Annotated in this window: 20 protein-coding genes; 10 read left to right on the top strand and 10 right to left on the bottom strand. The window is 70.4% G+C overall.

Annotated features, from left to right (window positions below; all coding sequences use genetic code 11):
* The first annotated feature begins 1 nt into the window (after position 1).
* Positions 2 to 334: an iron donor protein CyaY gene (gene cyaY, locus OV427_RS35900; RefSeq protein WP_267860730.1), complete on the top strand. Its 333-nt coding sequence runs from the start codon at positions 2 to 4 to the stop codon at positions 332 to 334.
* Here cyaY and OV427_RS35895 read toward each other — a convergent pair.
* The 6 genes from OV427_RS35895 to secA form a co-directional block, all read right to left on the bottom strand.
* A complete protein-coding gene (locus tag OV427_RS35895) occupies positions 322 to 1,578 on the bottom strand; it encodes a diguanylate cyclase (RefSeq protein WP_267860729.1) in 1,257 nt (418 codons plus the stop codon). The two genes, cyaY and OV427_RS35895, sit on opposite strands and share 13 nt — an antisense overlap.
* Positions 1,578 to 2,135: a ribosome recycling factor gene (gene frr / locus OV427_RS35890; RefSeq protein ID WP_267860728.1), complete on the bottom strand. Its 558-nt coding sequence runs from the start codon at positions 2,133 to 2,135 to the stop codon at positions 1,578 to 1,580. Before frr ends, OV427_RS35895 begins: the two co-directional genes overlap by 1 nt.
* Before the next feature lie 44 nt (positions 2,136 to 2,179).
* Positions 2,180 to 2,932, bottom strand: a complete 753-nt coding sequence (pyrH, locus tag OV427_RS35885) for a UMP kinase (protein WP_267860727.1) — start codon at positions 2,930 to 2,932, stop codon at positions 2,180 to 2,182.
* A gap of 199 nt (positions 2,933 to 3,131) precedes the next feature.
* Positions 3,132 to 3,785: a translation elongation factor Ts gene (gene tsf, locus OV427_RS35880; RefSeq protein ID WP_267860726.1), complete on the bottom strand. Its 654-nt coding sequence runs from the start codon at positions 3,783 to 3,785 to the stop codon at positions 3,132 to 3,134.
* Between the two features lie 151 nt (positions 3,786 to 3,936).
* On the bottom strand, positions 3,937 to 4,932 hold the full coding sequence (gene rpsB / locus OV427_RS35875) for a 30S ribosomal protein S2 (RefSeq protein WP_267860725.1): 996 nt from the start codon (positions 4,930 to 4,932) through the stop codon (positions 3,937 to 3,939).
* Between the two features lie 388 nt (positions 4,933 to 5,320).
* Positions 5,321 to 8,152 carry a preprotein translocase subunit SecA gene (secA, locus tag OV427_RS35870; protein ID WP_267860724.1) on the bottom strand — a complete coding sequence of 944 codons (2,832 nt, stop codon included), beginning with the start codon at positions 8,150 to 8,152 and terminating at the stop codon, positions 5,321 to 5,323.
* Between the two features lie 503 nt (positions 8,153 to 8,655).
* On the opposite strand from secA, the gene rlmM reads away from it, so the two are divergent.
* Complete coding sequence (gene rlmM, locus OV427_RS35865) at positions 8,656 to 9,678, top strand: 23S rRNA (cytidine(2498)-2'-O)-methyltransferase RlmM (RefSeq protein WP_267860723.1); 1,023 nt, start codon at positions 8,656 to 8,658, stop codon at positions 9,676 to 9,678.
* Positions 9,679 to 9,721: 43 nt separating this feature from the next.
* On the top strand, positions 9,722 to 10,426 hold the full coding sequence (locus OV427_RS35860; RefSeq protein ID WP_267860722.1) for a GGDEF domain-containing protein: 705 nt from the start codon (positions 9,722 to 9,724) through the stop codon (positions 10,424 to 10,426).
* Between the two features lie 99 nt (positions 10,427 to 10,525).
* On the opposite strand, the gene OV427_RS35855 is transcribed toward OV427_RS35860, so the two are convergent.
* From OV427_RS35855 to OV427_RS35840, 4 genes are all read right to left on the bottom strand, one after another.
* Positions 10,526 to 11,443 carry a M23 family metallopeptidase gene (locus tag OV427_RS35855; protein ID WP_267860721.1) on the bottom strand — a complete coding sequence of 306 codons (918 nt, stop codon included), beginning with the start codon at positions 11,441 to 11,443 and terminating at the stop codon, positions 10,526 to 10,528.
* A gap of 221 nt (positions 11,444 to 11,664) precedes the next feature.
* Positions 11,665 to 12,462: a Stp1/IreP family PP2C-type Ser/Thr phosphatase gene (locus OV427_RS35850; protein WP_267860720.1), complete on the bottom strand. Its 798-nt coding sequence runs from the start codon at positions 12,460 to 12,462 to the stop codon at positions 11,665 to 11,667.
* Positions 12,463 to 12,529: 67 nt separating this feature from the next.
* The gene (recN, locus tag OV427_RS35845; protein ID WP_267860719.1) at positions 12,530 to 14,278 is read right to left on the bottom strand and encodes a DNA repair protein RecN; all 1,749 of its coding nucleotides are present in this window, start codon (positions 14,276 to 14,278) and stop codon (positions 12,530 to 12,532) included.
* Between the two features lie 144 nt (positions 14,279 to 14,422).
* Positions 14,423 to 17,677, bottom strand: a complete 3,255-nt coding sequence (locus OV427_RS35840) for an SNF2-related protein (RefSeq protein ID WP_267860718.1) — start codon at positions 17,675 to 17,677, stop codon at positions 14,423 to 14,425.
* A 145-nt stretch (positions 17,678 to 17,822) separates the two neighbouring features.
* Between OV427_RS35840 and OV427_RS35835 the strand changes: the two genes are divergently transcribed.
* From OV427_RS35835 to OV427_RS35805, 7 genes are all read left to right on the top strand, one after another.
* On the top strand, positions 17,823 to 18,809 hold the full coding sequence (locus OV427_RS35835; protein ID WP_267860717.1) for a 2-hydroxyacid dehydrogenase: 987 nt from the start codon (positions 17,823 to 17,825) through the stop codon (positions 18,807 to 18,809).
* Positions 18,806 to 19,360, top strand: coding sequence for an adenine phosphoribosyltransferase (locus OV427_RS35830; RefSeq protein WP_164000122.1), 555 nt, complete (start codon positions 18,806 to 18,808; stop codon positions 19,358 to 19,360). Before OV427_RS35835 ends, OV427_RS35830 begins: the two co-directional genes overlap by 4 nt.
* Before the next feature lie 127 nt (positions 19,361 to 19,487).
* Positions 19,488 to 20,333, top strand: a complete 846-nt coding sequence (locus OV427_RS35825; RefSeq protein ID WP_267860716.1) for an alpha/beta fold hydrolase — start codon at positions 19,488 to 19,490, stop codon at positions 20,331 to 20,333.
* A 128-nt stretch (positions 20,334 to 20,461) separates the two neighbouring features.
* Positions 20,462 to 21,070, top strand: coding sequence for a TetR family transcriptional regulator (locus OV427_RS35820; RefSeq protein ID WP_267860715.1), 609 nt, complete (start codon positions 20,462 to 20,464; stop codon positions 21,068 to 21,070).
* Positions 21,067 to 22,281, top strand: a complete 1,215-nt coding sequence (locus tag OV427_RS35815) for an MFS transporter (protein ID WP_267860714.1) — start codon at positions 21,067 to 21,069, stop codon at positions 22,279 to 22,281. The genes OV427_RS35820 and OV427_RS35815 overlap by 4 nt, the downstream gene beginning before the upstream one ends.
* Positions 22,278 to 22,775, top strand: coding sequence for a pantetheine-phosphate adenylyltransferase (coaD, locus tag OV427_RS35810; protein ID WP_267860713.1), 498 nt, complete (start codon positions 22,278 to 22,280; stop codon positions 22,773 to 22,775). Before OV427_RS35815 ends, coaD begins: the two co-directional genes overlap by 4 nt.
* Complete coding sequence (locus OV427_RS35805; protein WP_267860712.1) at positions 22,772 to 23,518, top strand: MBL fold metallo-hydrolase; 747 nt, start codon at positions 22,772 to 22,774, stop codon at positions 23,516 to 23,518. Before coaD ends, OV427_RS35805 begins: the two co-directional genes overlap by 4 nt.
* Positions 23,519 to 23,554: the final 36 nt, after the last annotated feature.

Raw genomic sequence — 23,554 nt, 5'->3', positions numbered from 1 at the left:
CATGATGGACGAAGCCCGCTACAACCAGCTCGCCACCGCCGCGTTCCGCCGCATCCTCGCCGCGGCGGACGCCATCGACCCGGACCTCCTCGAGGCCGAGAGCACGGGCGACATGGTGACGCTCACCGCCCGCTCCCGCGAGAAGTGCATCGTCAACACCCAGCGCGCCGTGCGGCAGATCTGGGTGGCGGGCCGGGGCCAGGGCATCCACTTCACGTACGACCCGGCCACCAGCGCCTGGAAGGACGACAAGGGCCGGGGCCTGGAGCTGCTCGCCTTCGTCGCGGACGTGGTGCACGACATCAGCGGCGTGGACTTCATCTATCCCGGCTGAGGCCTCCCGCCCGCCGGCTCCACCCTGTCGCCCCCGGCCGCCTGCGCGCGGCGCAGCGCCTCGCCCGCTTCCTTCAGCAGGCCTCCAAAGCTCACCTGGGCCCCGCCACCGGACGAAGGCGCCTTGCCCGCCGGCGGCTCGGACACGGCCACGCCCACGGACGCGCTCGTGCCCGCCAGCCCCCGCAGGGACTTCACCCGCTCGCGCAGGCGCTCGGCCACGACGAGGGCGCCCGAGCGCGGCGTGTGCGGGAGGAACACCACGAAGCGGCTGTCCGAGAAGGGCACCGCCACGTCGATGTCACGCACGCCCGCCACCAGCAGCCCCAGCGCCTCGGCCAGCACACCCGTGCGGGCGGCGGGGGCGAGCGGAGCGATGCGCTCGGTGTAGCGGTCCAGCTCCACCAGCAGCAGGGCGATGGGGTAGCGGTAGCGGCGGCTGCGCTTCACCTCCATCAGCATCAGCCGCTTGAGGAACTCGAAGTCCGGCGAGGACGACGGCGATGCGCCCACGGAGGGCAGGTCCGAGCGGGTGACGCGGCGGCCCTCCGGCTCCAGGAGGGTCAACGTGCCCGGCACGGGGGTGATGGCGAACCCCGACGCGCGCAGGGAGGCCGTCCCTCGAGAGGATGTCGACGCCACGCCCGTGCCGGCCTGGGCGTCCGGGCCCACGGCCTCGCCCGAGCCCTCCAGGGCAAAGGCCACGCGGGAGGCCGCCCCCGGAGGGGAGCCCTCCGACCTTCGCGCTTCGTCGCGCGAGGGCACGGAACCCGCGCCTGAAGCCCCGTCGGGCGTGGACTCCCCGAAGCTCAGCTCGTCTTCACTCGTGAGCACGAGCGTCGCGCCGGAAGCCTCGGCCGGAGCGGGGGCCGCCAGCCTCCGTGCCTCCTCGCGCTGCATCAGCAGCCCGACACAGGTCAGCACGTTGGCGCGCTTGAGGGGCCCCACCAGGCACCCGTCCGCGCCCGCCTCGACGGCGCGCTCGTCCGCGTGCTCCTCGGTGGGTGGGTACAGCAGCAGCACCGGGACGGAGAGCCCGTCCGCGCGGAGGGCGCGGCACAGCGCCTCTCCGTCCAGGGTGCCCGTCCCCGAGGCCAGCAGCACGGTGGGAGGACGCATCCGGGCGGCGCGCAGCGCTTCGTCCGCGCTGCCCACCGAGGAGACTTCGTGGCCGGCGCCCTCCAGGTAGCGGCGCAGAGCGCCCGCCACCGGCACGGAGGGCTCGGCCAGGAGCACGGAGGCCATCAGACCTCCATGACCTCCTTCTCCTTCTTCTTCACGATGTCGTCCACCTGGGCGATGCCCGCGTCGGTCTGCTTCTGCACCGTCTCGGTGATGCGCTTGTGGTCGTCCTCGGTGATCTTCTTGTCCTTGAGCTGGACCTTGAGCGCCTCGTTCGCGTCGCGGCGGACGTTGCGGATGGCGACCTTGTGGTCCTCACCCTTCGTCTTCACCTGCTTGGCGATGTCCTTGCGGCGCTCCTCGGTGAGCGGCGGGAAGGGCAGGCGAATCATCTCCCCGTCGTTCATCGGGTTGATGCCCAGGTTCGCCTCGCGCAGCGCCTTCTCGATCTCCTTGAGGACGCTCTTCTCCCACGGCTTGATGGTGATGAGCCGGGGCTCGGGCGCGTTGACGCTGGCCACGCCGGACAGCGGCGTGGGCGTGCCGTAGTAGTCCACCCGGATGCCATCCAGGATGGAGATGCTGGCGCGCCCGGTGCGCACCTTCGTCAGCTCCCTCTTGAGGTCCTCGAGCGACTTGTCGATGCGAGTCTTCAGTTCGGCGACGACGTCTCCACTCATTGCAGTCTCTCCTTGAGTGCTTGCCGGCGGGGAGCGCCCGGACGCTAGGCCCAGGCCGTCTCCGTCCCGCCCACCAGCGTACCAATCTCCCCGCCCCCGAGCACCGCGCGGCGGATGTTCCCACGCACCGTCAGGTCGAAGACGATGATGGGCAGCTTGTTGTCCATGCACAGCGAGATGGCCGTGGAGTCCATCACACTGAGGTTCTGCCGCAGCACGTCCATGTACGTCAGCGTCCGGTAGCGGCGCGCGGTGGGGTCCTTCTTCGGGTCCGCGTTGTAGATGCCATCCACCTTCGTCGCCTTCAGGATGACCTGCGCGTTGATTTCCATGGCGCGCAGCGAAGCGGCGGTGTCCGTCGTGAAGTACGGGTTGCCGGTGCCCGCGGCGAAGATGACGATGCGGCCCTTCTCCAGGTGACGCACCGCGCGCCGGCGGATGTAGGGCTCGGCAATCTGCTCCATCTTGATGGCGGACAGCACGCGCGTGTGGACGCCCTTCTTCTCCAGCGCGTCCTGCATGGCCATGGAGTTGATGCAGGTGGCCAGCATCCCCATGTAGTCCGCGCTCGCGCGGTCCATGCCCTCGGTGGCGCCCGCCACGCCGCGGAAGATGTTGCCTCCGCCGATGACGAGGGCCACCTCCACGCCGGCCTGCGCCACCTCGATGACCTCCTCGGCGATGGCCATCAGTGTGGGCGGATGGATGCCGTACTTGCCTTCGCCCATCAGGGCCTCGCCCGAGAGCTTGAGGAGAATGCGCTTGTAACGGAGGGGGCTCGTCGTGTCGGAGGACATGCGCGTCCGCTTCTATCCCCCGTCCCGCGACTGATCAACGCCCGAGTCGGACTGTCCAGCCCGCATCGTCCGCTGTCTGTCGCAAGGGAGGGGGGAGCCCGCAAGGACGAGGGCCGCGCCGCCCGGTCCCCCTTCCAGGGGAAGCCCGTGCGCGCGGCCCTCAGTTCCTTCAAGCAGCCCCTGAGGGGGCCCCTGGGAATTACGCCTGGCCCAGCGTCTTGGCGACCTCGGCGGCGAGGTCGTCCTTCTGCTTCTGGATGCCCTCACCCACCTCGTACCGGACGAAGCGGCGGACGGAGACCTTCTCGCCAATCTTCGCGGCGCGCTCGGTGATCATCTCACCGACCTTCTTCTTGTCGTCCTTCACCCAGAGCTGGTCCACGAGGCACACGCCCTCGTAGTACTTCTCCATCTTCCCGACGAGAATCTTGTCCAGCATCGCCTCGGGCTTGCCCTGCTGCTTGAGCAGGTCGCGCTGGATTTCCTTCTCCTTGTCGAGGTTGTCCGTGGGGACCTCCTCGCGGCGGACGTACTTGGGGCTGGCCGCGGCGATCTGCATGGCCACGTCCTTCACCAGCTCCTGGAAGTCCGGGTTGCGGGCGACGAAGTCCGTCTCGCAGTTGACCTCGACGATGACGCCGATGCGGCCACCGTGGAGGTAGGTGCCGATGAGGCCTTCGGCGGCCACGCGGCCTTCCTTGCCGGCCGCCTTGGCGATGCCCTTCTTGCGCAGCCACTCCTCGGCCTTCGCGAAGTCGCCGGCGCTCTCGGCGAGCGCCTTCTTGCAGTCCATCATGCCCGCGCCGGTCCGCTCGCGGAGCTCCTTCACCATCTGGGCGCTGACCTCGGCCATGTTCGTCTCCAGCCTCCGCCTCTCCATGGGCGCGAAGCGCCGGGCGGAGCATCAGGGTTGAAAAGGGGTACTGCGGTACACGGGAAACAGGGGCGGCCGGGTCGCTGCTGCGCCACCCGGCCGCCTTGAAACCAACGAGAGGAAGGGACGGCTACTCGGCCGCCGCCGGCTCCTCGCCGCCAGCCTCAGCAGCGCCCTCGGCGGCCGGCTGCTCGGCGGCGACGGGGGCGCCCTTCATCTCCACGAGGGGGCCACGGCGCTCGCCGCCGCGGTCACCGCCACGGTCACCACCCCGGCCACCGCGGTCGTCACGGCGGTCGCCACGGCGCGGGCCCCGGCGGTCGTCACGGCGGTCGCCGCGGTCGTCACGGCCCTCACGCTCCTCCTGCTCGTCGCGCTCGGCGGCGCCAGAGGCGCGGTAACGCGCGGCACCCTCGAGGCAGGCCTCGGCGATCTTCGAGGTGAAGAGCTTGATGGAGCGGATGGCGTCGTCGTTGCCCGGGATGACGAAGTCGATGCCGTCCGGGTCGCAGTTGGTGTCCACCAGGCCAATCACCGGGATGCCCAGGCGGCTCGCCTCGTGGATGGCGATGTGCTCCTTCTTCGGGTCGATGACGAAGACGCAGCGGGGCAGCTTCGACATCTCCTTCACGCCGCCCAGGTTCTTCTCCAGCTTCTCGCGCTCACGCTCGAGCTGGGCGACTTCCTTCTTCGGGAGCCGCTCGAAGGTGCCGTCCTCGGCCATCTTCTCCAGCGTCTTCAGGCGGTCGATGCCCTGCTTGATGGTCTTGAAGTTGGTCAGCGTGCCGCCCAGCCAGCGGCTGGTGACGAAGAACTGACCGGCGCGCGCGGCCTCCTCGCGGATGACGTCCTGCGCCTGCTTCTTGGTGCCGACGAACAGCACCGAGCCGCCCCGCGCCGTGATGTCCGCCACGAAGCGGAACGCGGAACGGGCCATCGTGACCGTCTTCTGCAGGTCGATGATGTAGATGCCGTTGCGGGCGCCGAAGATGTAGGGCTTCATCTTCGGGTTCCAGCGCTTCGTCTGGTGGCCGAAGTGAACACCGGCCTCCAGGAGCTGCCTCATCGTGATGCCGCTGGCGGCGGCCATCGCCTGGCCCTGAGTCTGCGTGTCCTGCGTCTCCATGTGATTCTCTCTCCGGTTGGTGATCCGCCACGCTCGCGAAGCCCGGTCGTGACGACCGTGAAGAGGAGCCCCTTCTCCAGAGGCCCATTCACGGAGGCACCGGCGACCGGCACGAGCGTGTGTGTAGTGGTTGCTGCCTTGCTACCAGGGCTCGACTGCTCCCCGACCCCATACCCAGGGGCCGGGGGTCCTTAACAGAACCCTTCCGGGCGGCGCAAGCTTCACTGCATCGTCCGTACCGTCCTGGACGGCCCGTGCCTGCCCGGTTGACCTCCAGCCCCCCCGCCCGTCTCCAGAAAGACGACCGGCGCGGTGGCCGCCCCGGGAAGGGAGCGCCAGCCGCGCCGGTGTCCTGCTGCCCTGGCCGGGCCGTGGCAGGAATCCCCGACTAGACGTTGGCCTCCGCGGCCCCATGGCACTTCTTGTACTTGCGGCCGCTGCCGCAGGGGCAGGGGTCGTTGCGGCCCACGGCGGGCTTGTCCGAGCGGGCGGCCTGGGGCCGGGCCGTGGCGGCGACCGAGGCCTCGTCCAGCTTGCCGTCCGCCGTGCCGCGTCCCTCCACCGCCTTCTTCTGCTGCTGGGCGAGCTGGCGCTGGATGCGGGCGGCTTCCTCCGCCGCGTTGGAGGCGGACCGGGGCTGCACGTGCATGAGCTGGGTGACGAACTGCGCCTTGATGGCGGAGAGCATCTGGATGAAGCCCTGGTAGCCCTCCTTCTTGTACTCCTGCTTCGGGTCCTTCTGGCCGTAGCCACGCAGGCCGATGCCCTGGCGCAGGTGGTCCATGGCGAGCAGGTGGTCCTTCCAGAGCCGGTCGATGGTCGCCAGGTAGTTGTACTGGAGGAAGCGCATGAAGTTCTCGCCGAACTCCTCCTCGCGCGCCTGGAAGACCTTCTCCGCCGCCTTGTAGATGTGCTCCTGCAGCTCCTCGCGGCTGCCCACGCCCTCGAAGCCCATCTCCAGGTTGAAGGTCTCCTTCACCCCGTTGGTGAGCGCCTCCATGTCCCAGCCGTCCACGCCCTTGGTGGGCGCGTACGTGTCCGTGAGGGACACGATGACGTCCTCCATGGAGTCCAGGATCAGCTCGCGGAAGTCCGCCCAGCTCACCGTCTGCTCGGAGCGCGACTTCACGCGCGTCTTCGGGTCCTCGGTGTACTCGATGAGCGGCACGCCCGCGCCGGCGGCCAGCACCTGGCGGCGCAGCTTGTAGATGGTGCGCCGCTGCTGGTTCATCACGTCGTCGTACTCGAGCAGGTTCTTGCGGATGTCGAAGTTGTGGCCTTCGACCCGCTTCTGGGCGCCTTCAATGGCACGCGACAGCCACACGTGCTCGATGACCTCGCCCTCCTCCATGCCCAGCCGCTCCATCAGGCCCTGGATGCGCTCGGACCCGAAGATGCGCATCAGGTCGTCCTCGAGCGACAGGAAGAAGCGGCTGGCGCCCGGGTCACCCTGGCGGCCGGCGCGGCCACGCAGCTGGTTGTCCACGCGGCGCGACTCGTGGCGCTCGGTGCCGATGATGAACAGGCCTCCGGCCGCCATCACCTCCTCGCGCTCCTTCTTCGTCTGCTCCTCCAGCTTCACCTTGGTGTCGGTGAGCTGCTTCTCCCAGTCCGCCAGCGCCTGCTGGTAGCCCGTCAGGTCGATGGGCTGCCCCTCCACGGCGGGCGTGGTGGGCGGCTCCGGCGGCGGGCCCATGGCCGCCTTGGCCAGGACCTCCGCGTTGCCGCCCAGGAGGATGTCCGTGCCGCGGCCGGCCATGTTGGTGGAGATGGTGACGGCGCCCTTGCGGCCCGCCTGCGCGACGATGTCCGCCTCGCGCTGGTGCTGCTTGGCGTTGAGGACGTTGTGGGGGATGCCGCGCTTCTTGAGGAAGCTGCCCACCACCTCGCTCTTCGCGATGGACACCGTGCCCACCAGCACCGGCTGCCCCTTCTGGTGCAGCTCGGCGATCTGCTCCGCCACCGCCTCGAACTTCTCGCGCTCCGTCTTGTAGACCACGTCCTGCTGGTCCTTGCGGATGTTGGCGCGGTTGGTGGGGATGACGCGCACGTCGAGGTTGTAGATCTTCGCGAACTCCTCCGCCTCGGTGTCCGCGGTGCCCGTCATGCCGGACAGCTTGGAGTACATGCGGAAGTAGTTCTGGAACGAGATGGTCGCCAGCGTCTGGTTCTCGTTCTCGATCTTCACGCCCTCCTTGGCCTCGATGGCCTGGTGGAGGCCGTCGGACCAGCGGCGCCCCGGCATCTGGCGGCCGGTGAACTCGTCGACGATGACGACCTCACCCTCCTTCACGACGTAGTCCTTGTCGCGCTTGTAGAGGGTGTGCGCGCGCAGGGCCTGCTCGACGTGGTGGAGCGTTTCAATCTCGCCCGGGTCGTACAGGTTGCCCACGCCCAGCCGCTTCTGGAGCTTCTCGATGCCGTCGTCGGTGAGCGACACGGAGCGGTGCTTCTCGTCCAGGGTGTAGTCCTGGTCCGGCACCATCCCGGGGATGACCTGGTCCACCCGGTAGTACTTGTCCGTGCTGTCCTCGGTGGGACCCGAGATGATGAGCGGCGTGCGGGCCTCGTCGATGAGGATGGAGTCCACCTCGTCGACGATGGCGTAGTTCAGCTCGCGCTGGACGTAGTCCTGCAGACGGAACTTCATGTTGTCGCGCAGGTAGTCGAAGCCGAACTCGTTGTTCTGCCCGTAGGTGATGTCCGAGCGGTACGCCTCCTGCCGCTGCTTGTCCGTCAGCTCGTGCAGGACGCAGCCGGTGGTCATGCCCAGGAACTTGTAGACGCGCCCCATCCACTCCGCGTCGCGGCGGGCGAGGTAGTCGTTCACCGTCACCACGTGCACGCCACGGCCGGACAGCGCGTTGAGGTACGTGGGCAGCGTCGCGGTCAGCGTCTTGCCTTCACCGGTGCGCATCTCCGCGATGCACCCCTCGTGGAGGAACATGCCGCCGATGAGCTGCACGTCGTAGTGGCGCTGCCCGATGACGCGGCGCGCCGCCTCGCGGGTGAGGGCGAAGGCCTCGAACAGCAGGTCGTCGAGCGACCGGCCGTTCTGGATCTCCTGCCGCATGCGGGCCGTCTCCGCCGCGAAGTCCTCGTCCTTGAGGGCCCGCATGCGGGTCTCGAGTTCGTTGACCCGGGCTACCTTCCCCTGGGACTTCTTGAGCTCGCGCTCATTCTTGGTCCCGATGAGTTTCTTCAGCGTCCATTCGATCATTCGGTCGACTCTCTCGCCGGAGAATCCTCGAAGGACGGCGGCGAGTGAAGGGAAATCCCAGGAGGTGTAAGGGAGAACCGGTTGAAAACCACGAGCGACCCCCGAAACTTCCACTCGGCCGGTCGCCGTACACGCAGCGGCTCACAGTAAAGCGGAACCGAGCACACGCAATGTCCCCCACACGAAATCAACGCCGCGGCCAGGGCCAACCTTCACCCGCAGGCAAATCCCGCCGCCCCGCCCGGCCGGGTCCGTCCGGGGGACGCCAGGGGCCTGCCCCCCGGGGCCCCCAGGGCACGGGCTCCCGAGGCGCCCAGGGTTCAGGCTCCCGCAGCCCCCAGCAGGGCCCGGGCTCCCGCAGCCCCCAGCAGGGCCCGGGCTCCCGCGGCCCCCAGCAGGGCCCGGGCTCCCGCGGCTCCCAGGGCCCGGGCGCCAACGTCGGGCCGCCTGCAAACGCCGCGGCGCCTGCCCCCCGGGTCCCACCCCGGGCCCGCGTCCCCGCCATGCCCGCACAAACGCTGGCCGCCCGGCCGGGGCACTGGCTGTGGACCTGCCGCGCGGGCTTCGAGCCCCACCTCTACGAGGAGCTGGAGTGGGCAGGTGCCCATCCCCGCCTGCTGGGCGAGGCGCTGGTGGAAAGCGAGGCCGTCACCGGACTGTCGCCCGCCTTCGCCCGGGCCGGCTACCGGGTGCTCGTCTCGCTGACGGCCAACACCCCTGACGCGGTGGCCGAGGCGGCGGCGAAGGTCGTGAGCTCGCTGCCGCGCGGAGCGCCCTGGGTGGTGCAGGCCTTCACGCCGGACACGCCGCGCGGCAACACGCTGACGGCGCCCGCGGAGGCGCTGGAAGCGGCGGTGCGCGCGCGACTCCCCGCGGAGCGTCTGGTGGACGACGCGCAGCGGGCACGCGATGCAGGCGCGGTGATGGTGGGGCTGTGCGTGGCGCCGGACGGGCTGACCGTGGTGGGCGCGGTGCCCGCTCGCGAGGCGCTGTCGCTGGCGGCAGGCGGGCGGCGGCGCATGAAGCGCGCGGGCGAGTCCCCCTCGCGGGCGGCCATGAAGCTGGAGGAGGCACTGGACGGGCTGGCCTTCGAGCCCGGGCGCGGGGACGTCTGCGTGGACCTGGGCGCGGCGCCTGGCGGGTGGACGCAGCGGCTGGTGGCGCGGGGGGCGCGGGTGGTGGCGGTGGACCCGGCGCGGCTGATGCCGGAGCTGGCCGCCAACAAGCGCGTGCAGCACGTGCAGGAGAGCGCCTTCGCCTACGCGCCCGAGGAGCCGGTGGACTGGCTCTTCTGCGACATGGCGTGGCGCCCGCTCGAGGTGGCGCAGCTGCTCGCCAAGTGGGGCCGGCGCAACTGGGCCCGCCACCTGGTGGCCAACATCAAGCTGCCGATGAAGGACAAGAACCCCATGCTGCTGCGCGTGCGCCAGACGCTGACGCAGGAGGGAGCCTGGGAGGGCCTCACCGTCCGGCAGCTCTACCATGACCGGGACGAGGTGACGGTGACGGCCCACCGCATGAAGTAAGGCGCCTGCGCCGCGACGCGGGACGCGCTACAGAAGGGGCGCGATGCCCTACCCGCTCGACGACGCCACCGCCACCGCCCTCATCGCCCTGAATCCGTGGGTGCTCCAGCGCCACCGGGACGCGCCCGTGCAGGCCGCCGTGGAGCTGCTCCTCCAGGCCGAGCAGGCCCGCCGCGGCCACCCGGACGCGAAGACGGGCGCGCTCCAGGTGCCCGCCCTCACCCAGGGCAACCTCCTCAAGGAGGAATACGACTTGTCCACCCACGCCCACCATGACGGGTGGCGCGTGGGCGCCGTCATCGCCGACGTGCAGGGGATGATTCACGTCAATGCCCGCTTCGGCTTTCCCACCGGGGACGCGGTGCTGCGCGCCACCGCCGAGTCCCTCGCCGCTCAGTACCCGGGCGCCAGGGTGCTGCGCCTGCACGCGGACTGCTTCGCCGCGCTGCTGGTGCCCACCTCACAGCTCACCGTGCGCGAGGATTTGGACGGCCCCACGAGGGAGCGGCTCGCGAGCGACGTGCGTCGCGTGCTGCCCGAGGCAACGCCCGACGCGGACGTCCCGGCGTGGACGGTGAGCCTGCTGGAGTTGACGGTGGACGCGCCCTCGCACTGGCAGGTGCTGGGGCCGCTGGTGTGGGCCGAGCTGGAGCGCACCCACGTCATGGTGCGAAGTGGACGCGCGAGCGGACTGCAGCGTCGGCGACTCCGGCTGGATGGGTTCGTCCCGGGGCCCGGCACGCCGTGAGCCCCTGGGCTCCAGCGCGAGCCCGAGGCTCCAGCGCCGGAGTGCCACTTCCCCCTCCAGCGCGAGCCCGAGGCTCCAGCGCTGGAGCGCAGCCCCTCGCTACTCCTCGAGGATGAACTTGCGCGGGTTCTGGGGAATCCCGTTGACGCGAACCTCGTAGTGCAGGTGCGGGCCGGTGGAGCGGCCGGTGTTGCCCACCGCCGCGATGAGCGCCCCGCGCTTCACCCGGTCGCCGGCCTTCACCAGCATCTTCGACAGGTGGCCGTAGCGCGTCTTGATGCCGTAGCCGTGGTCGATGACGAGCACGTTGCCGTACCCCCCCTCGAGGCCGGCGAAGACCACCGTGCCGTCCGACGGCGAATAGACTTCCTTGCCGTGCGGCGCCGCGATGTCGAGACCGGCGTGCATCACCCGGTCCGCGGTGTACGGGTCCAGGCGCTGGCCGAAGTCGCTCGTCACCCAACCGCGCGCGGGCCACACGGACGGCGTCGACGCGAGCATCGACTTCTGGTCCTGGAAGTACGCCTGCAGTTCCTGGAGGCTCTGCTCCTGGCGGGTGGCCTCCGCGCTCAGCTTGTCCAGCCGCCCCAGCAGCGCGTTGGGCGACACCGTGGTGGTGAGCTGGGTGAACTGGGTGTCGGTGGCCGGCGCCGTGGTGCCCGCCTCGGGCTCCGTCGGGCCCATGGCCAAGTTGCGCTGCGGGTCGGACAGGAGCGTAATCGCGCGCAGCTTCTGGTCGAACCGCTCCACCCGGTCCAGCGTGGAGCCGATGTGCTCGATGCGCTCGCGCACCGACTTGAGCTGCGAGCGGAGCGTCAGGTTCTCCTCGCGGAGGATGCGGTTCTCCGACGCGTCGGCGGCGACCTGGAAGTAGTGGACACTTGCCCCGGCCGCCAGTCCCACCACCAACATCAGCCCCATCCCCACCTGCATGAGGAAGGACCGCTGGATGGTGTACCGCTTCACCGGCGCGTCGTGGTCCGGGATCACCATCAGTGTGAAGGACTTTTTCGCCACGGGACCGCTCCCTGCTTTGCGTGGGACTTCAGGCGCGACAAGCTAAGTCGCTCGTTCTCGCGCAACACCTCCCCCAGCCAATCCCCAGCCTGCCTCCGTCGCCCAGCGGCATTTCGCCGCCGCTGGAAACGTTGGGGCAGATACCATTCTTACCTGAAGAGTATCAAGGTCAACAGACCCATGGGGAGGGTCGGCGGCCACTGCACGTCACAGCAGCCGACTCAAGCCTCCACGCGCACCACGATGACGGTGATGTTGTCGTCCCCGCCCCGCTCGTTCGCGAGGTCGACGAGACGCTTGGGCACTTCGTCCAGTGAGCGGGCCTTGGACACCACCTCGTGGATTTCACGGTCCTCGAGCATGTTGGCCAGGCCGTCCGAGCAGAGGAGGAAGACGTCCCCGGGCTCCGACACCAGCCCCATGACGTCCACCTGCACCTCCTCCTCGAAGCCGACGGAGCGGGTGATGATGTTCTTGTACCGGGAGTGCTTGGCCTCCTCGGGGGTAATCATCCCGGCCTTGATCTGCTCGTTGACCAGCGAGTGGTCCTCGGAGATCTGCTGGATGAGGTCCCCCCGGATGAGGTACGCGCGACTGTCGCCGACGTGGGCGAAGAAGGCGTGCTCGTCCCGGACCACCAGGGAGATGACGGTGGTGCCCATGCCGGACAGCCGCGCGTCCTCCTGGGCGGCGGTGAAGATGGCCAGGCAGGCCTTCTCTACCGCCGTGCGAAGGGACTCGGGGATGGGTGAGTCCTGCAGGTTGGGGACGGAGAGGAAGGGGTTGTCCTTCCCCTCTCGCGCCCGGCGCATCTCCTTGTCGATGGTCTCGACGGCGATGCGCGACGCGGTACCGCCACCCGCGTGACCGCCCATTCCGTCCGCCACGACATAGAGCTGCAGCTCATCATCAATAAGGAAGCTGTCCTCATTGTGATTGCGCTTGCGCCCGACGTCCGTCAGGCCTGCGGAGACAATTTTGAGGCGGGAGGCCGCGGTCTGCCCTGCGGTGCTGGACACAGGTGGGATGCTATGTGAGGCCCACGGATGGGGCAAGGACACGAATGCACCTGCCCCTCACTTGGTCCTACGCAGTGCGTCGGAGCCGACCCCGCGGGGTGCCTTCCGGGCCGGTCTCCCGGCTGCGGGCCCTCGGCGTCGGCGTCCCCAGGGCCCGGTTGGCGGAACGCACCAGGGCCTCGGCGGCCCCGAGCGCCTCGCGCGTCACCTCCACGCCGGACATCATCCGCGCCAGCTCGCGCGTGCGCTCCGTGCCGGCCTCCAGGACGGCCACCTCGGAGACGGTGCGCTCTCCCTTGAGGCTCTTGCGGATGAGCAGGTGCGCGTCCGCATAGGCGGCCACCTGCGGCAGGTGGGTGATGCAGAGCACCTGACGGTGGCTGCTCACCTCCTTGATCATCCGCCCCACGACGTCGGCAATCGCGCCGCTGACGCCCGCGTCCGCCTCGTCGAGGATGTACGAGCCGCAGCCGTCACTGTCGGCCAGTGCACGTTTGAGGGCCAAGAGCAGGCGGCTCGCCTCACCGCCGGAGGCCACCTTTGCCAGCGGGCGCGGCGGCTCGCCGGGGTTGGCGCTGAAGAAGAACTCCACCTCGTCCGCGCCGTCCGGCCGCAGCGTCTCGCCCGGCGTCACGCGCACCTCGAAGGCCGCCTTGCCCATGGCCAGCCCCCCCAGCCCCTCGCGGACCTGGGCGGAGAACGCCACCGCGCTCGCCGTGCGCTGACGCGACAGCGCCGCCGCGGCCTTGCGCGTCCGCTCCTCCACCCGGCGCCGCTCCGCCGCCAGCTCCTCGAGGATTTCCTTCCGGTTCTCCAGCGTGCCCAGCTCGGTCTCGAGCTCACCGCGCTTCTTGAGGAGACCGTCCAGGTGCGTGCCGTGCTTGCGGCACAGCCGCTTGAGCGCGTCCAGCCGCTCCTCCACGTCCGCCAGCCGCGAGGGGTCCGATTCCAGCCCCTCCACATAGCGGTTGAGCCGGCGCTGCGCCTCCTCCAATTCCGACAGGGCCGTGCTGAGCGACTGCGCAACCGGCGCCAGCGTGGCGTCCGTCTTCACCGCGTCGTGCACCAGCCCCAGCGCGCGGCCCACCGTCTCCACGGCGGACTGCTCCTCGCCGGAGACGAGCAGCTCGGCCTCGGACGCGTGCCGCTTGAGCTTCTCCGCGCTCCCCAGCCGCTTGCGCTCCGTGTCCAGCCGGGCGTCCTCGCCCGCCTCGGGGTCCAGGCGCGAAATCTCGTCGAGCTGGAAGCGCAGGAACTCGGCGCGCTCGCGCACCTTCGCCTCGTCACCGCCCAGCGCGTCCATGCGCGCGTCGACCTCGCGCAGGGCCGTGTACTCACCGAAGTAGGCCGCCAGCGGCTCATCCAGGGTGCCATAGCGGTCCAGCAGCACGCGGTGCAGGCCGGAGTCGAAGAGGCTGACGTGCTCGTGCTGGCCGGCGATGTCCACCGCGCCCCGCGTGAGCTTCGCCAGCATGCCCACCGTCACCAGGGCGCCGTTGACGTACACCTTGCCCCGGCCCGTCCGGCCGAGCACCCGGCGCACCAACACCTCCTCTCCCAGGTCCGGCAGGCCGAGCTCCTCCAGCCGGTGCCCCAAGGCCGGGGTACGGACGAAGACGCCCTCGACGGACGCCTCCTCGCAGCCGGCACGGATGACGTCCGCGTCGGCCCGCCCGCCCAGCAGCAGGCCCAGTGCATCCACGAGGATGGACTTGCCCGCACCTGTCTCACCCGTGAGGACGGTGAGGCCGGCTCCGAACGCCACCTCCACCTCCTCGATCACCGCCACGTTCGAAATCCGAAGACCCAGCAGCACGCGCGCCCTCCGTGGTCATACGACGGCACTGGTGACTGAACACCCTAGCAGGTACCTCTGACACTGCACAGGCGTTCGGGTCGTGCGCACGTCTGGCGCGCGGGTGGGAGAGGAGGCTCGTTGGAGCCCCCACCTCACAACCCCTCAGATTTCGGTGAACAGCTCCTGGATGTCCTGTTCGGTGAGCGTCCTGCCCAACTCGTCGCCGTCATTGCCGAGCACTCCGGCGGCCAGGTCGCGCTTGCGGCGCTGGAGCGCGAGGATCTTCTCCTCCACCGTCCCGCGGGTAATCAGCTTGTAGCTGATGACCGCGCGCGTCTGGCCGATGCGGTGCGTACGGTCCGTGGCCTGGTCCTCCACGGCGGGGTTCCACCACGGGTCGAAGTGGATGACGTAGTCCGCCGCGGTGAGGTTGAGGCCGGTGCCGCCCGCCTTCAGGGAGATGAAGAACAGCGGCGGCCCGTCGGGCTGGTTGTACTCGTCCACCTTGCCCATGCGGTCCTTGGTGCGACCGTCCAGGTAGAGGTAGCTCAGGCCCTTCTTGTCGGCCTCGTTCTTCAGCAGCTCCAGCATCTCCGTGAACTGGCTGAAGACGAGCGCGCGGTGGCCTTCCGCCACCAGGTCCTCCACCAATTGGAGGAACCGCTCCACCTTGGCGCTGGACGGCAGCAGCGTGCCGGGCGGCATCTTCAGGAGGCGCGGGTCGCAGCACACCTGCCGCAGGCGCATCAGCGCGGCGAGGATGGACACGCGGCTGCGCTTGAAGCCCACCTTCTCAATCGACTCGTGCACCTTGCGGCGGCTCTCCTCCAGCACCTCGCGGTAGAGGGCGGCCTGACCGGGCTCCATCTCGCACCAGGCGATGGACTCCGTCTTCGGCGGCAGGTCCTTGGCCACCTCCGTCTTCAGACGACGGAGGATGAAGGGCTGGATGCGGCGGCGCAGCCGGTCCTTCGCGATGGGGTCGTTGGCCACCTGGATGGGCTGCTCGTACCTGTCGCTGAAGCCATCCGCGCTGCCGAGGAAGCCCGGCATGAGGAAGTCGAAGATGCTCCACAGCTCCGACAGGCGGTTCTCCAGTGGCGTACCGGTGAGCGCCAGGCGCGTCTCGCTCGGCAGCGACTTGCACGCCTGCGCCGTGGCGCTGTCCGCGTTCTTGATGTTCTGCGCCTCGTCCAGGATGACGTAGCGGAAGCCCACCTGGGAGAGCTGGTCCAGGTCTCTACGCACCAGGGCGTACGAGGTGAGGACCAGGTCCATCCCCTTGAGGTCCTCCGCGCGCTCCTTGCGGTCCTGGCCGTGCCACACCATGACCTTGAGGCCCGGGGTGAAGCGCTCGGCCTCGCGCTCCCAGTTGGCGAGCACGCTGGTGGGAGCCACCACGAGCGACGGCTTGCGCCCCTCGTCGTTGGCCACCTTCTGCATGAGGCTCAGCGACTGAACAGTCTTTCCCAGACCCATGTCGTCCGCGAGGATGCCGGACAGGCCGTGGCGGCGCAGGAACCAGAGCCAGGACAGGCCCGCCTCCTGGTAGTGGCGCAGCGTGGCCTGCAGCCCTTCGGGCACGGCGACCTTCGGCACGCCGGCCGTCTCGCGCAGCTCCAGCATGGCCTGCCGCGCCTTGGCCTCCACCTCGGTGAACTCGCCCAGGTCCGCCAGCAGGTCCAGCGCGACGGCCTGGTGCAGCGGCAGTCGCGTGCGGGAGCGGCCCGGCATGGCGCCCGCCTCTTCCAGCAGGTCGGCCACGCGCTTGATTTCGGCGGGGTCCGCCTCCGCGAAGGAGCCGTCCTTCAGGGGGACGAACTTGCGGCCGGAGTCCAGCCACATGCGCACCGCACCCAGGTCCACCGCCTGGTCGTCGGTGACGAACTCCGCGTCCAGGTCGAACCACTGCACGCCGCTCATGCCCACGCGGATGCGCGGCTTGAGCTTGGGACGCAGGCGCACCTTGGGGGCCTGCACGCCGAAGCGCTCCCACTCGGCGGGGAGCGACGCCAGGCCGCGCGCCCAGAACTCCAGCGCGATGTCGGCGGTGGCGTCGAAGACGGAGCTCTGCGGCTCGAAGCGCAGGCCCAGGTCGAGCAGCAGCTTGCCGGCGGCGCGCTCCACCTCTTCGCGGCGGCGGTACAGCTTGCGGCTGTCCGCGCCCACGCCGCTGGCGTAGCCCAGGTGCGTGGCCGTGGGGGACACCGGCACGGTGGTCTGCCCGTAGCGGGCGGCGAGCTGCACCTTCACCTTCTCCGGGTTGCCCTCCAGCGTGAGCATGAAGCGCGGCTCCACCGACTCGTCCACGTCGATGTCGTCCGCCTTCAGCGCCATGCGGAAGCGCGGCAGGTGCGCGGCGAAGAAGGTCAGCACCCGGTCCAGCTGCCCGGCCGGGAACGACATGCTCGGCTCCAAGAGCCACTTGCGCAGCAGGCGGGGCGGGAAGTCCGGCTCCACCGCGTGGAGGTTCTGCGCCTGGATGACCCAGGTCTTCTTCCCCGACAGGAGGATGACGTCCTTGAGGGAGTAGCTGGCGCTGTCCGGGAAGAGCAGCTCGATGCGCGCGGTGGCGCCGTCCGGACGCGACTCCAGGCGGATCTGCGGGCGCACGGGGGTTTCCGTGTTGATGAGCTGCGTGCCCCGGTAGATGACGCGGCGGAAGCGCAGCAGCTCCAGCACCTCGCTCAGGTCCTCGTCGGAGAGGACGATGCGCGAGTCGTAGCGGTGCTCATGACGCGACAGCATCATGAAGACGCGCTCGTCCGCGGGCGCAATCCGGCCGCCCGTCTGGAGCAGGCGCTTGACGTGGATGGGGCCCTTGGTCTGCGCGTCCTGACGGCGCACGTCCACCACCCAGTGCCGTCCCCCGTTACCGGTGCTGGAGGGCGTCAGGCGGTAGAAGAATTCGTAATCCGGTTGCGAAGACAGACCGAGCCAGCTCTCCACCTTGGCGAGCGCCGGCAGGTTCACCGGGTCGATGCCCGGCGTGGAGACGGGCTCCACTTGAGGCTCGTCGTCGGCCGCGGCGACCTCGGGGGTCTCCACGGTGGGAGGAGCCACGGGCTCCGGCCGTGGAGGCGGCGGGCCGGGCGGACGGAAGCGCGCGGCGTAGATGAGCGCGGCGGCGACCACGTGCTTGCAGTGCGGCCCGTACACGTTCCAGGACTGGCAGGTGCAGGTGGACGTGGCCTTCCCGTCCCCCAGCTCCATGGCGACCTGGTAGCGCTCGCCGGTCGAGCCGGCGACCTGGGCGGTGATGCGGTTGCCTTCTCGCTGGAGGCCGAAGACGCGGCGTGTCTCCGCCACCTCCCGCCCCTTCTTGAAGGTGGTGGGTTGGACTTCAGCCTTCAGGGCCCGCAGCCACACGGTGTCCTGAGGGGGGAGGGCGTCTCGGATGTCGGCGGTGGATTGCACGGCTGGAAAGGCCCCAGGCTCAAATGGCCGCGGGGAACGCGCTGGACTACCACACCAACGGCGCTCACGCTCACGGGAAAAAACGATGCGTCCGCCAGCGGAACCCGCCCGCTGGCATCAGGCTGTGAGAGCATCAACCCGCGCCATGGCCCGGACCGTCCGCCCCCGCGTCTTCGTGACCCGCCAGCTCCCTGGAGAGGCCCTCGGCCGACTGGGCAGGCACGTGGAGCTGCGCGTCTGGGAGGAGGAACTGCCACCCTCCCGTGACGCGCTGCTGGCCGAGGCGGCGCTCGCCGAGGGGCTTGTCACCCTGCTGACAGACCCGGTGGACGCCCGCCTGCTCGCCGCCGCTCCCAGCCTGCGGGCGGTGAGCAACGTGGCCGTGGGCTACGACAACATCGACGTGCCGGCCTGTACCGCACGGCGGATTCCAGTGGGTCATACTCCTGGTGTGCTGACGGACACCACCGCGGACTTCGCCTTCGCCCTGTTGATGGGGCTGGCGCGCCGGGTGGCGGAGGCGGACGCCTTCGTCCGCGCGGGGAAGTGGCGGACGTGGAGCCCCACCCTGCTGCTGGGCACCGACATCCACGGGGCCACGCTGGGCATCGTCGGCCTGGGCGCCATCGGCGCGGCGGTGGCGCGGCGGGCGCGCGGCTTCGGCATGCGCGTGCTGTACGTGGGCCGCAACCCGAGGCCCGAGCTGGAGGCGGAACTGGGCGCGCGGCGCGTGGACAAGGCCACGCTGCTGGCGGAGTCGGACGTGGTGAGCCTGCACGTCCCGCTGTCGCCCGAGACGCGGCACTGGCTGGGGCGCGCGGAATTGGCGGCGATGAAGCCGGGAGCGCTGCTCGTCAACACCGCGCGCGGCGGCGTGGTGGACCAGGAGGCGCTCATCGAAGCGCTCCGGGACGGACGGCTGGGCGGCGCCGCGCTGGACGTCATGGACCCGGAGCCGCTGCCCGCGGCCAGCCCGCTGATGACCCTGCCCAACGTGCTGCTGGCGCCGCACATCGCCAGTGCCTCACATGCCACCCGGGGCCGCATGGCCTCCATGGCGGTGGACAACCTTCTGGCCGCGCTCGAGGGACGGCGGCCTCCTCACTGCGTCAATCCGGAGCTCTTCCCATGAACCTGCCCGCCACCAGCCTGACCGACACCACCCTCGTCGCCGACGTGAGCGCCATGCTGCGCGACGTGCCGAACTTCCCCAAGCCGGGCATCGTCTTCAAGGACATCACCCCCGTGCTGGCGGACCCGCGCCTCTTCGGCCGCGTCATCAACGCCATGGCCGCCCCTTTTCGCGGGCAGCACATCACCAAGGTGGTGGGCGTGGAGGCCCGTGGCTTCCTGCTGGGCGCGCCCATCGCCCTCGCGCTCCACGCGGGCTTCGTCCCCGCGCGCAAGCCGGGCAAGCTGCCCTACCGCTCCGTCGTGGAGAAGTACTCGCTGGAGTACGGCGCCGACGGGCTGGAGATGCACGAGGACGCCCTCCACAAGGGGGAGCGCGTGCTCGTGGTGGACGACGTGCTCGCCACCGGCGGCACGGCGGAGGCCACCGCGCGGCTCGTCCACAAGCTCGGCGGTGAGCTGGTGGGCTTCAGCTTCCTCATCCACCTCGCCTTCCTCGACGGCGTGAAGCGGCTCGGCCCCGACAAGGTGACGTCGCTGCTGTCGTTCTGAGGACACTGGCGGACGCCACAGCCCTCCGGGCACTTCGGGCGTCCGCGCCCTCCCCTGCCCGCCTGCTGCCGTGCGGGCCGGGCCTGAGCACCTCTGGAGGAACCACCGTTCCACGGAGGGGACGACCATGCCCGAGGTGCGCACCAGCGGCGACACTCGCATCCACTACGACGACGTGGGCCGGGGAGAACCCGCGCTGCTCTTCATCCCGGGCTGGAACACCACCCGGGACGCCTTCCGGGACCTGCTGCCCCGCTGCGCCGCGCGGCGCCGGGTGCTCTCCGTGGACCTGCGGGGCCATGGGCAGTCCGGGGGCGGAGGCACCGACTTCGACAGCGCCACCGTGCTCGACGACCTGCTCGCGGTGGTGGAGGCCAGCGGCGCGCGCCAGGTGGTGCCCGTGGCCCTGTCCCATGCGGGTTGGTGGGCGCTGGAATTGCGCCGCGAGCTGGGCGCCGAGCGCGTCCCGAAGCTGGTGCTGCTGGACTGGATTGTCTCCGAGCCACCCCTCGCCTTCACCGAGGCCCTCCGGGGGCTGATGTCCGAGCGGTGGATGAGCACCCGTGACGGGCTGCTGGACATGTGGGTGGCCGGCGTGGAGGACCCGAACATCATCCGCTACGCCCGCGAGGTCATGGGCGGCTTCGGCGAGGACATGTGGGCCCGCGCCGCGCGGGAGATTGCCTCCGCGTACGCCCGCGAGGGCTCGCCGCTGCGGGCCCTCTCCGGACTGAGCCCGACCACCCCGACGCTGCACCTGTACTCGCAGCCGGACTCGCACGACTACCTCGAGGCCCAGGTGGCCTTCGGCGCGCAGCACCCGTGGTTCCACGTGATGAAGCTGCCCGCCGTCAGCCACTTCCCCATGCTCGAGGTGCCCGACCTCGTGGCCGCGGGAATCGAGGCGCTCGTCTCCGCGCAGGAGACGTACATGAACACCGGCATCATCATGCCGGGCGCCGTGCCTGGCTGAGACTCATTCCCGGCGCCCCCACCTCGCCGCCCACCTGACCACCCGACGGCCCTGCTCCAGGCCGTCGGGTTGACGTTTTCACGGCCCCTGTTTATAAGTTGGTCACACAACCAACAAACAAGCCCGCCATGCCCCGTCCCTCCAACACCGAAGAGCGCCGCCAGCAGATTGTCGACGGGCTGCTGAAGGTCATGGCGGAGCGCGGCTACGAGCGCGCCTCCGTGGGCGAAATCGCGAAGGCGGCGGGGCTGAGCCCGGGGCTCGTGCACTACCACTTCAGCGACAAGCAGGAGATTCTGCTCACGCTGGTGGAGCAGCTCGCGTCGCGCGCCCGCATCCGGGTGACGACGCGGCTGGCGCGGGTGAAGGGCGACGACGCACGGGCGAAGGTGGATGCCTTCATCGACGCCTTCCTCGCCACGGGCGGGGACTCGGCCCCCTCCGCCGTGGCGAGCTGGGTCACCATCAGCGCGGAGGCCATCCGCCAGCCCGAGGTCCGCGCCGCCTACGACAAGGTGGTGAGCACGGACCTGGAGCACCTGGAGTTCCTCGTCGCCGCGGTGACGGGGAAGCGCCGCGCGCGCACCATCGCCGCGGGCCTCTTCGCCGCGGTGCAGGGCTACTTCGTGCTCTCCGCGAGCGCCCCGGACCTGGTGCCTCCGGGCTCCGCGGCGGTCACCGTGAAGCGCATGGCCGCGGGACTGCTGGACACGGTGGAAGCCCGGGAGGACGCATGAAGACGTCGACGAAGCTGGGGCTGCTCTCCAGCCTCTACCTGTCGCAGGGCCTGCCGTTCGGCTTCTTCACCCAGGCGCTGCCGGTGCTGCTGCGCAAGCAGGGCCTGTCGCTGCCCGCCATCGGCCTCGCCCACCTGCTGGCCCTGCCGTGGGCGCTCAAGTTCCTCTGGGCGCCGCCCATGGACCGCCACGGCTCCGCGAGGTGGGGACGGCGGCGCGGCTACATCCTCCCCTTGCAGGTCCTGTCCGCGGCGCTGCTCCTGTCGCTCGCGCTGCCCTCGGCGGGCCTGGACACCCACGTGCTGATGGCCGCGGTGCTGGGCGTGAATCTCCTGGCCGCCACGCAGGACGTGGCCACGGACGGGCTCGCGGTGGACCTGCTCGCGCCCGCCGAGCGCGGCTGGGGCAACGGCGTGCAGGTGGCCGCCTACCGCGTGGGCATGATTCTCGGCGGTGGACTGATGCTCGCCGTCTTCGACGCGGTGGGCTGGCGCCCCACGTTCCTCGCGCTGGGCGGCCTGCTGCTCGCCGCCACGGTGCCCATTGCCCTCTACCGCGAGCCCCCTTCCGAGCCTCCTCCCGCGCAGAGCCTCGGCCTGTCCTGGTGGCTGCGGCGGCCGGGCGCGACGGCGTGGCTCACGCTGCTCGTCGTCTACAAGGCGGGCGAGTCCCTGGCCACGGGCATGCTGCGCACGTTCCTCGTGGACTCGGGGCTGACGCTCACGGACATCGGCTGGATGCTCGGCGGCGTGGGCTTCACCGCGGGGCTGCTGGGCGCGCTCCTCGGCGGCGGCCTCGTGGTGCGGCTGGGCCGGCGCCGCGCGCTGCTCCTCTTCGGCGCCACCCAGGCCGGCGCGGTGCTGCTGTATGCCCTCGCCGCGCGCGGCCCCGCGTCCCTGTCCCTGCTCACCGCCGTCTGCGCGGTGGAGCACGTGGCGAGCGGCATGGCCACCGCCGCCGTCTTCACCGCGATGATGGACGCCTGCCGCCCCGAGCACGCCGCCACGGACTACACCGTGCAGGCCTCGCTGGTGGTGCTGGCCACCGGCGCCGCGGCCGCGGTGAGTGGCTTCAGCGCCGCCGCGCTCGGCTACTCCATGCACTTCGCCCTGTCCGCCGCCCTGTGCGTCGCCGGCACGCTCTACGCCGCCCTCACCTTCCATCCGCCCCCGGCGGTGTCGTCCGGGGCGGCGCCCGAGGTGTCGTCATGACCATCGCCGTCTACGCCGGCAGCTTCGACCCCGTCACCGCCGGGCACCTGTCCGTCGTCCGCCAGGCCGCGCGCCTCTTCGGTCACGTCGTCGTCGTGGTGGCCGTCAATCCCAACAAGCACTCCCTGCTGTCCGCCGACGAGCGCATGGCCCTGGTGCGCGAGGCCGTGCGGCTGCACCCCAACGTCACCGTGGCGCGCACGGAAGGCCTCATCGTGGACTTCGCGCGCGAGATTGGCGCCAGCGTGCTCCTGCGCGGGGTGCGCGGCGCCACCGATGCCCAGTTCGAGACGGAGCTGGCGCAGAACAACCGCGCCCTCGCACCGGAGCTGTCCACCCTCTTCCTTCCCGCCGAGGCGCACCTGGCCGAGGTGAGCAGCAGCGGACTGAAGGAGCGCGTCGCGCGCGGCGAGGACGTTTCCGCCTTCTGCCCGCCCGCCGTCGCGGCCAAGCTGAGAGAACGCCTCGCCCCCTCTGCCCGGAGCCAGCCATGAGCCTGTCCTTCGTCACCCTCGGCGTCGGTGACGCCTTCTCCGCCCTGCGCTACTCCTCGTGCATCGCCGTCGAGGCCGACGGACAGGTGCTGCTCGTGGACTGCCCGCACCCCATCCGGAAGATGATGCGCGAGGCCTCCGAGTCCTCCGGCGTGGCCCTGGACGCGGACCGCGTCAGCGCCGTGGCCCTCACCCACCTGCACGCCGACCACGCGTCGGGCCTGGAGGGCCTGGGCTACTTCTCCTTCTTCGTGCTGAAGAAGAAGCTGGAGGTGCTCGCCCACCCCGCCGTGGCGGACCGCCTCTGGGAGGGCCACCTCGCCGCCGGCATGGAGTGCCTCATCGAGCGCCACGGCGCCGCCCCCAATGAGAAGCACTTCGAGGACTACTACGAGCACACGCCGCTCTCCACCGAGTCCACCGTGCGGCACGGGCCATTCCTCATCGAGAGCCGCATGACGTACCACCACGTGCCCACCACCGCGCTGCGCATCCACGCGGGGGGCCGGTGCCTGGGCTACAGCGCGGACACCGCCTTCGACGAGGGCCTCATCGACTGGCTCTCGGAGGCGGACCTGATGATTCACGAGACGAACTACGGCGTGCACACGCCCTACGAGAAGCTCGCGGCGCTGCCCGCGGAGTTGCGCGCCCGGATGCGGCTCATCCACTACCCGGACGACTTCGACACCGGCGCGAGCGTCATCGAACCGCTCGCGCAGGGCCGCCGCTACCACGTGTGAGCAGGGGCGCCCTGGCTCCAGCATGAGCCGGGCGCC

Origin of the sequence: Pyxidicoccus sp. MSG2 (assembly GCF_026626705.1) — a bacterium.
In the GTDB taxonomy this organism is placed as follows: Bacteria; Myxococcota; Myxococcia; order Myxococcales; family Myxococcaceae; genus Myxococcus.
The sequence above is the reverse complement of the archived record's forward strand: the minus strand, read 5'-3'. Positions and strand labels throughout refer to the sequence as shown.

Excerpts from the sequence above, each read along its gene's own strand:
- OV427_RS35825 (WP_267860716.1), top strand. The coding sequence starts at position 19,488 with ATGCCCGAGGTGCGCACCAGCGGCGACACTCGCATCCACTACGACGAC.
- OV427_RS35835 (WP_267860717.1), top strand. The coding sequence starts at position 17,823 with ATGGCCCGGACCGTCCGCCCCCGCGTCTTCGTGACCCGCCAGCTCCCT.
- OV427_RS35830 (WP_164000122.1), top strand. The coding sequence starts at position 18,806 with ATGAACCTGCCCGCCACCAGCCTGACCGACACCACCCTCGTCGCCGAC.
- cyaY (WP_267860730.1), top strand. The coding sequence starts at position 2 with ATGATGGACGAAGCCCGCTACAACCAGCTCGCCACCGCCGCGTTCCGC.
- rpsB (WP_267860725.1), bottom strand. The coding sequence starts at position 4,932 with ATGGAGACGCAGGACACGCAGACTCAGGGCCAGGCGATGGCCGCCGCC.
- rlmM (WP_267860723.1), top strand. The coding sequence starts at position 8,656 with ATGCCCGCACAAACGCTGGCCGCCCGGCCGGGGCACTGGCTGTGGACC.
- coaD (WP_267860713.1), top strand. The coding sequence starts at position 22,278 with ATGACCATCGCCGTCTACGCCGGCAGCTTCGACCCCGTCACCGCCGGG.
- OV427_RS35895 (WP_267860729.1), bottom strand. The coding sequence starts at position 1,578 with ATGGCCTCCGTGCTCCTGGCCGAGCCCTCCGTGCCGGTGGCGGGCGCT.
- OV427_RS35805 (WP_267860712.1), top strand. The coding sequence starts at position 22,772 with ATGAGCCTGTCCTTCGTCACCCTCGGCGTCGGTGACGCCTTCTCCGCC.
- OV427_RS35820 (WP_267860715.1), top strand. The coding sequence starts at position 20,462 with ATGCCCCGTCCCTCCAACACCGAAGAGCGCCGCCAGCAGATTGTCGAC.
- secA (WP_267860724.1), bottom strand. The coding sequence starts at position 8,152 with ATGATCGAATGGACGCTGAAGAAACTCATCGGGACCAAGAATGAGCGC.
- OV427_RS35860 (WP_267860722.1), top strand. The coding sequence starts at position 9,722 with ATGCCCTACCCGCTCGACGACGCCACCGCCACCGCCCTCATCGCCCTG.
- tsf (WP_267860726.1), bottom strand. The coding sequence starts at position 3,785 with ATGGCCGAGGTCAGCGCCCAGATGGTGAAGGAGCTCCGCGAGCGGACC.
- frr (WP_267860728.1), bottom strand. The coding sequence starts at position 2,135 with ATGAGTGGAGACGTCGTCGCCGAACTGAAGACTCGCATCGACAAGTCG.
- pyrH (WP_267860727.1), bottom strand. The coding sequence starts at position 2,932 with ATGTCCTCCGACACGACGAGCCCCCTCCGTTACAAGCGCATTCTCCTC.
- OV427_RS35815 (WP_267860714.1), top strand. The coding sequence starts at position 21,067 with ATGAAGACGTCGACGAAGCTGGGGCTGCTCTCCAGCCTCTACCTGTCG.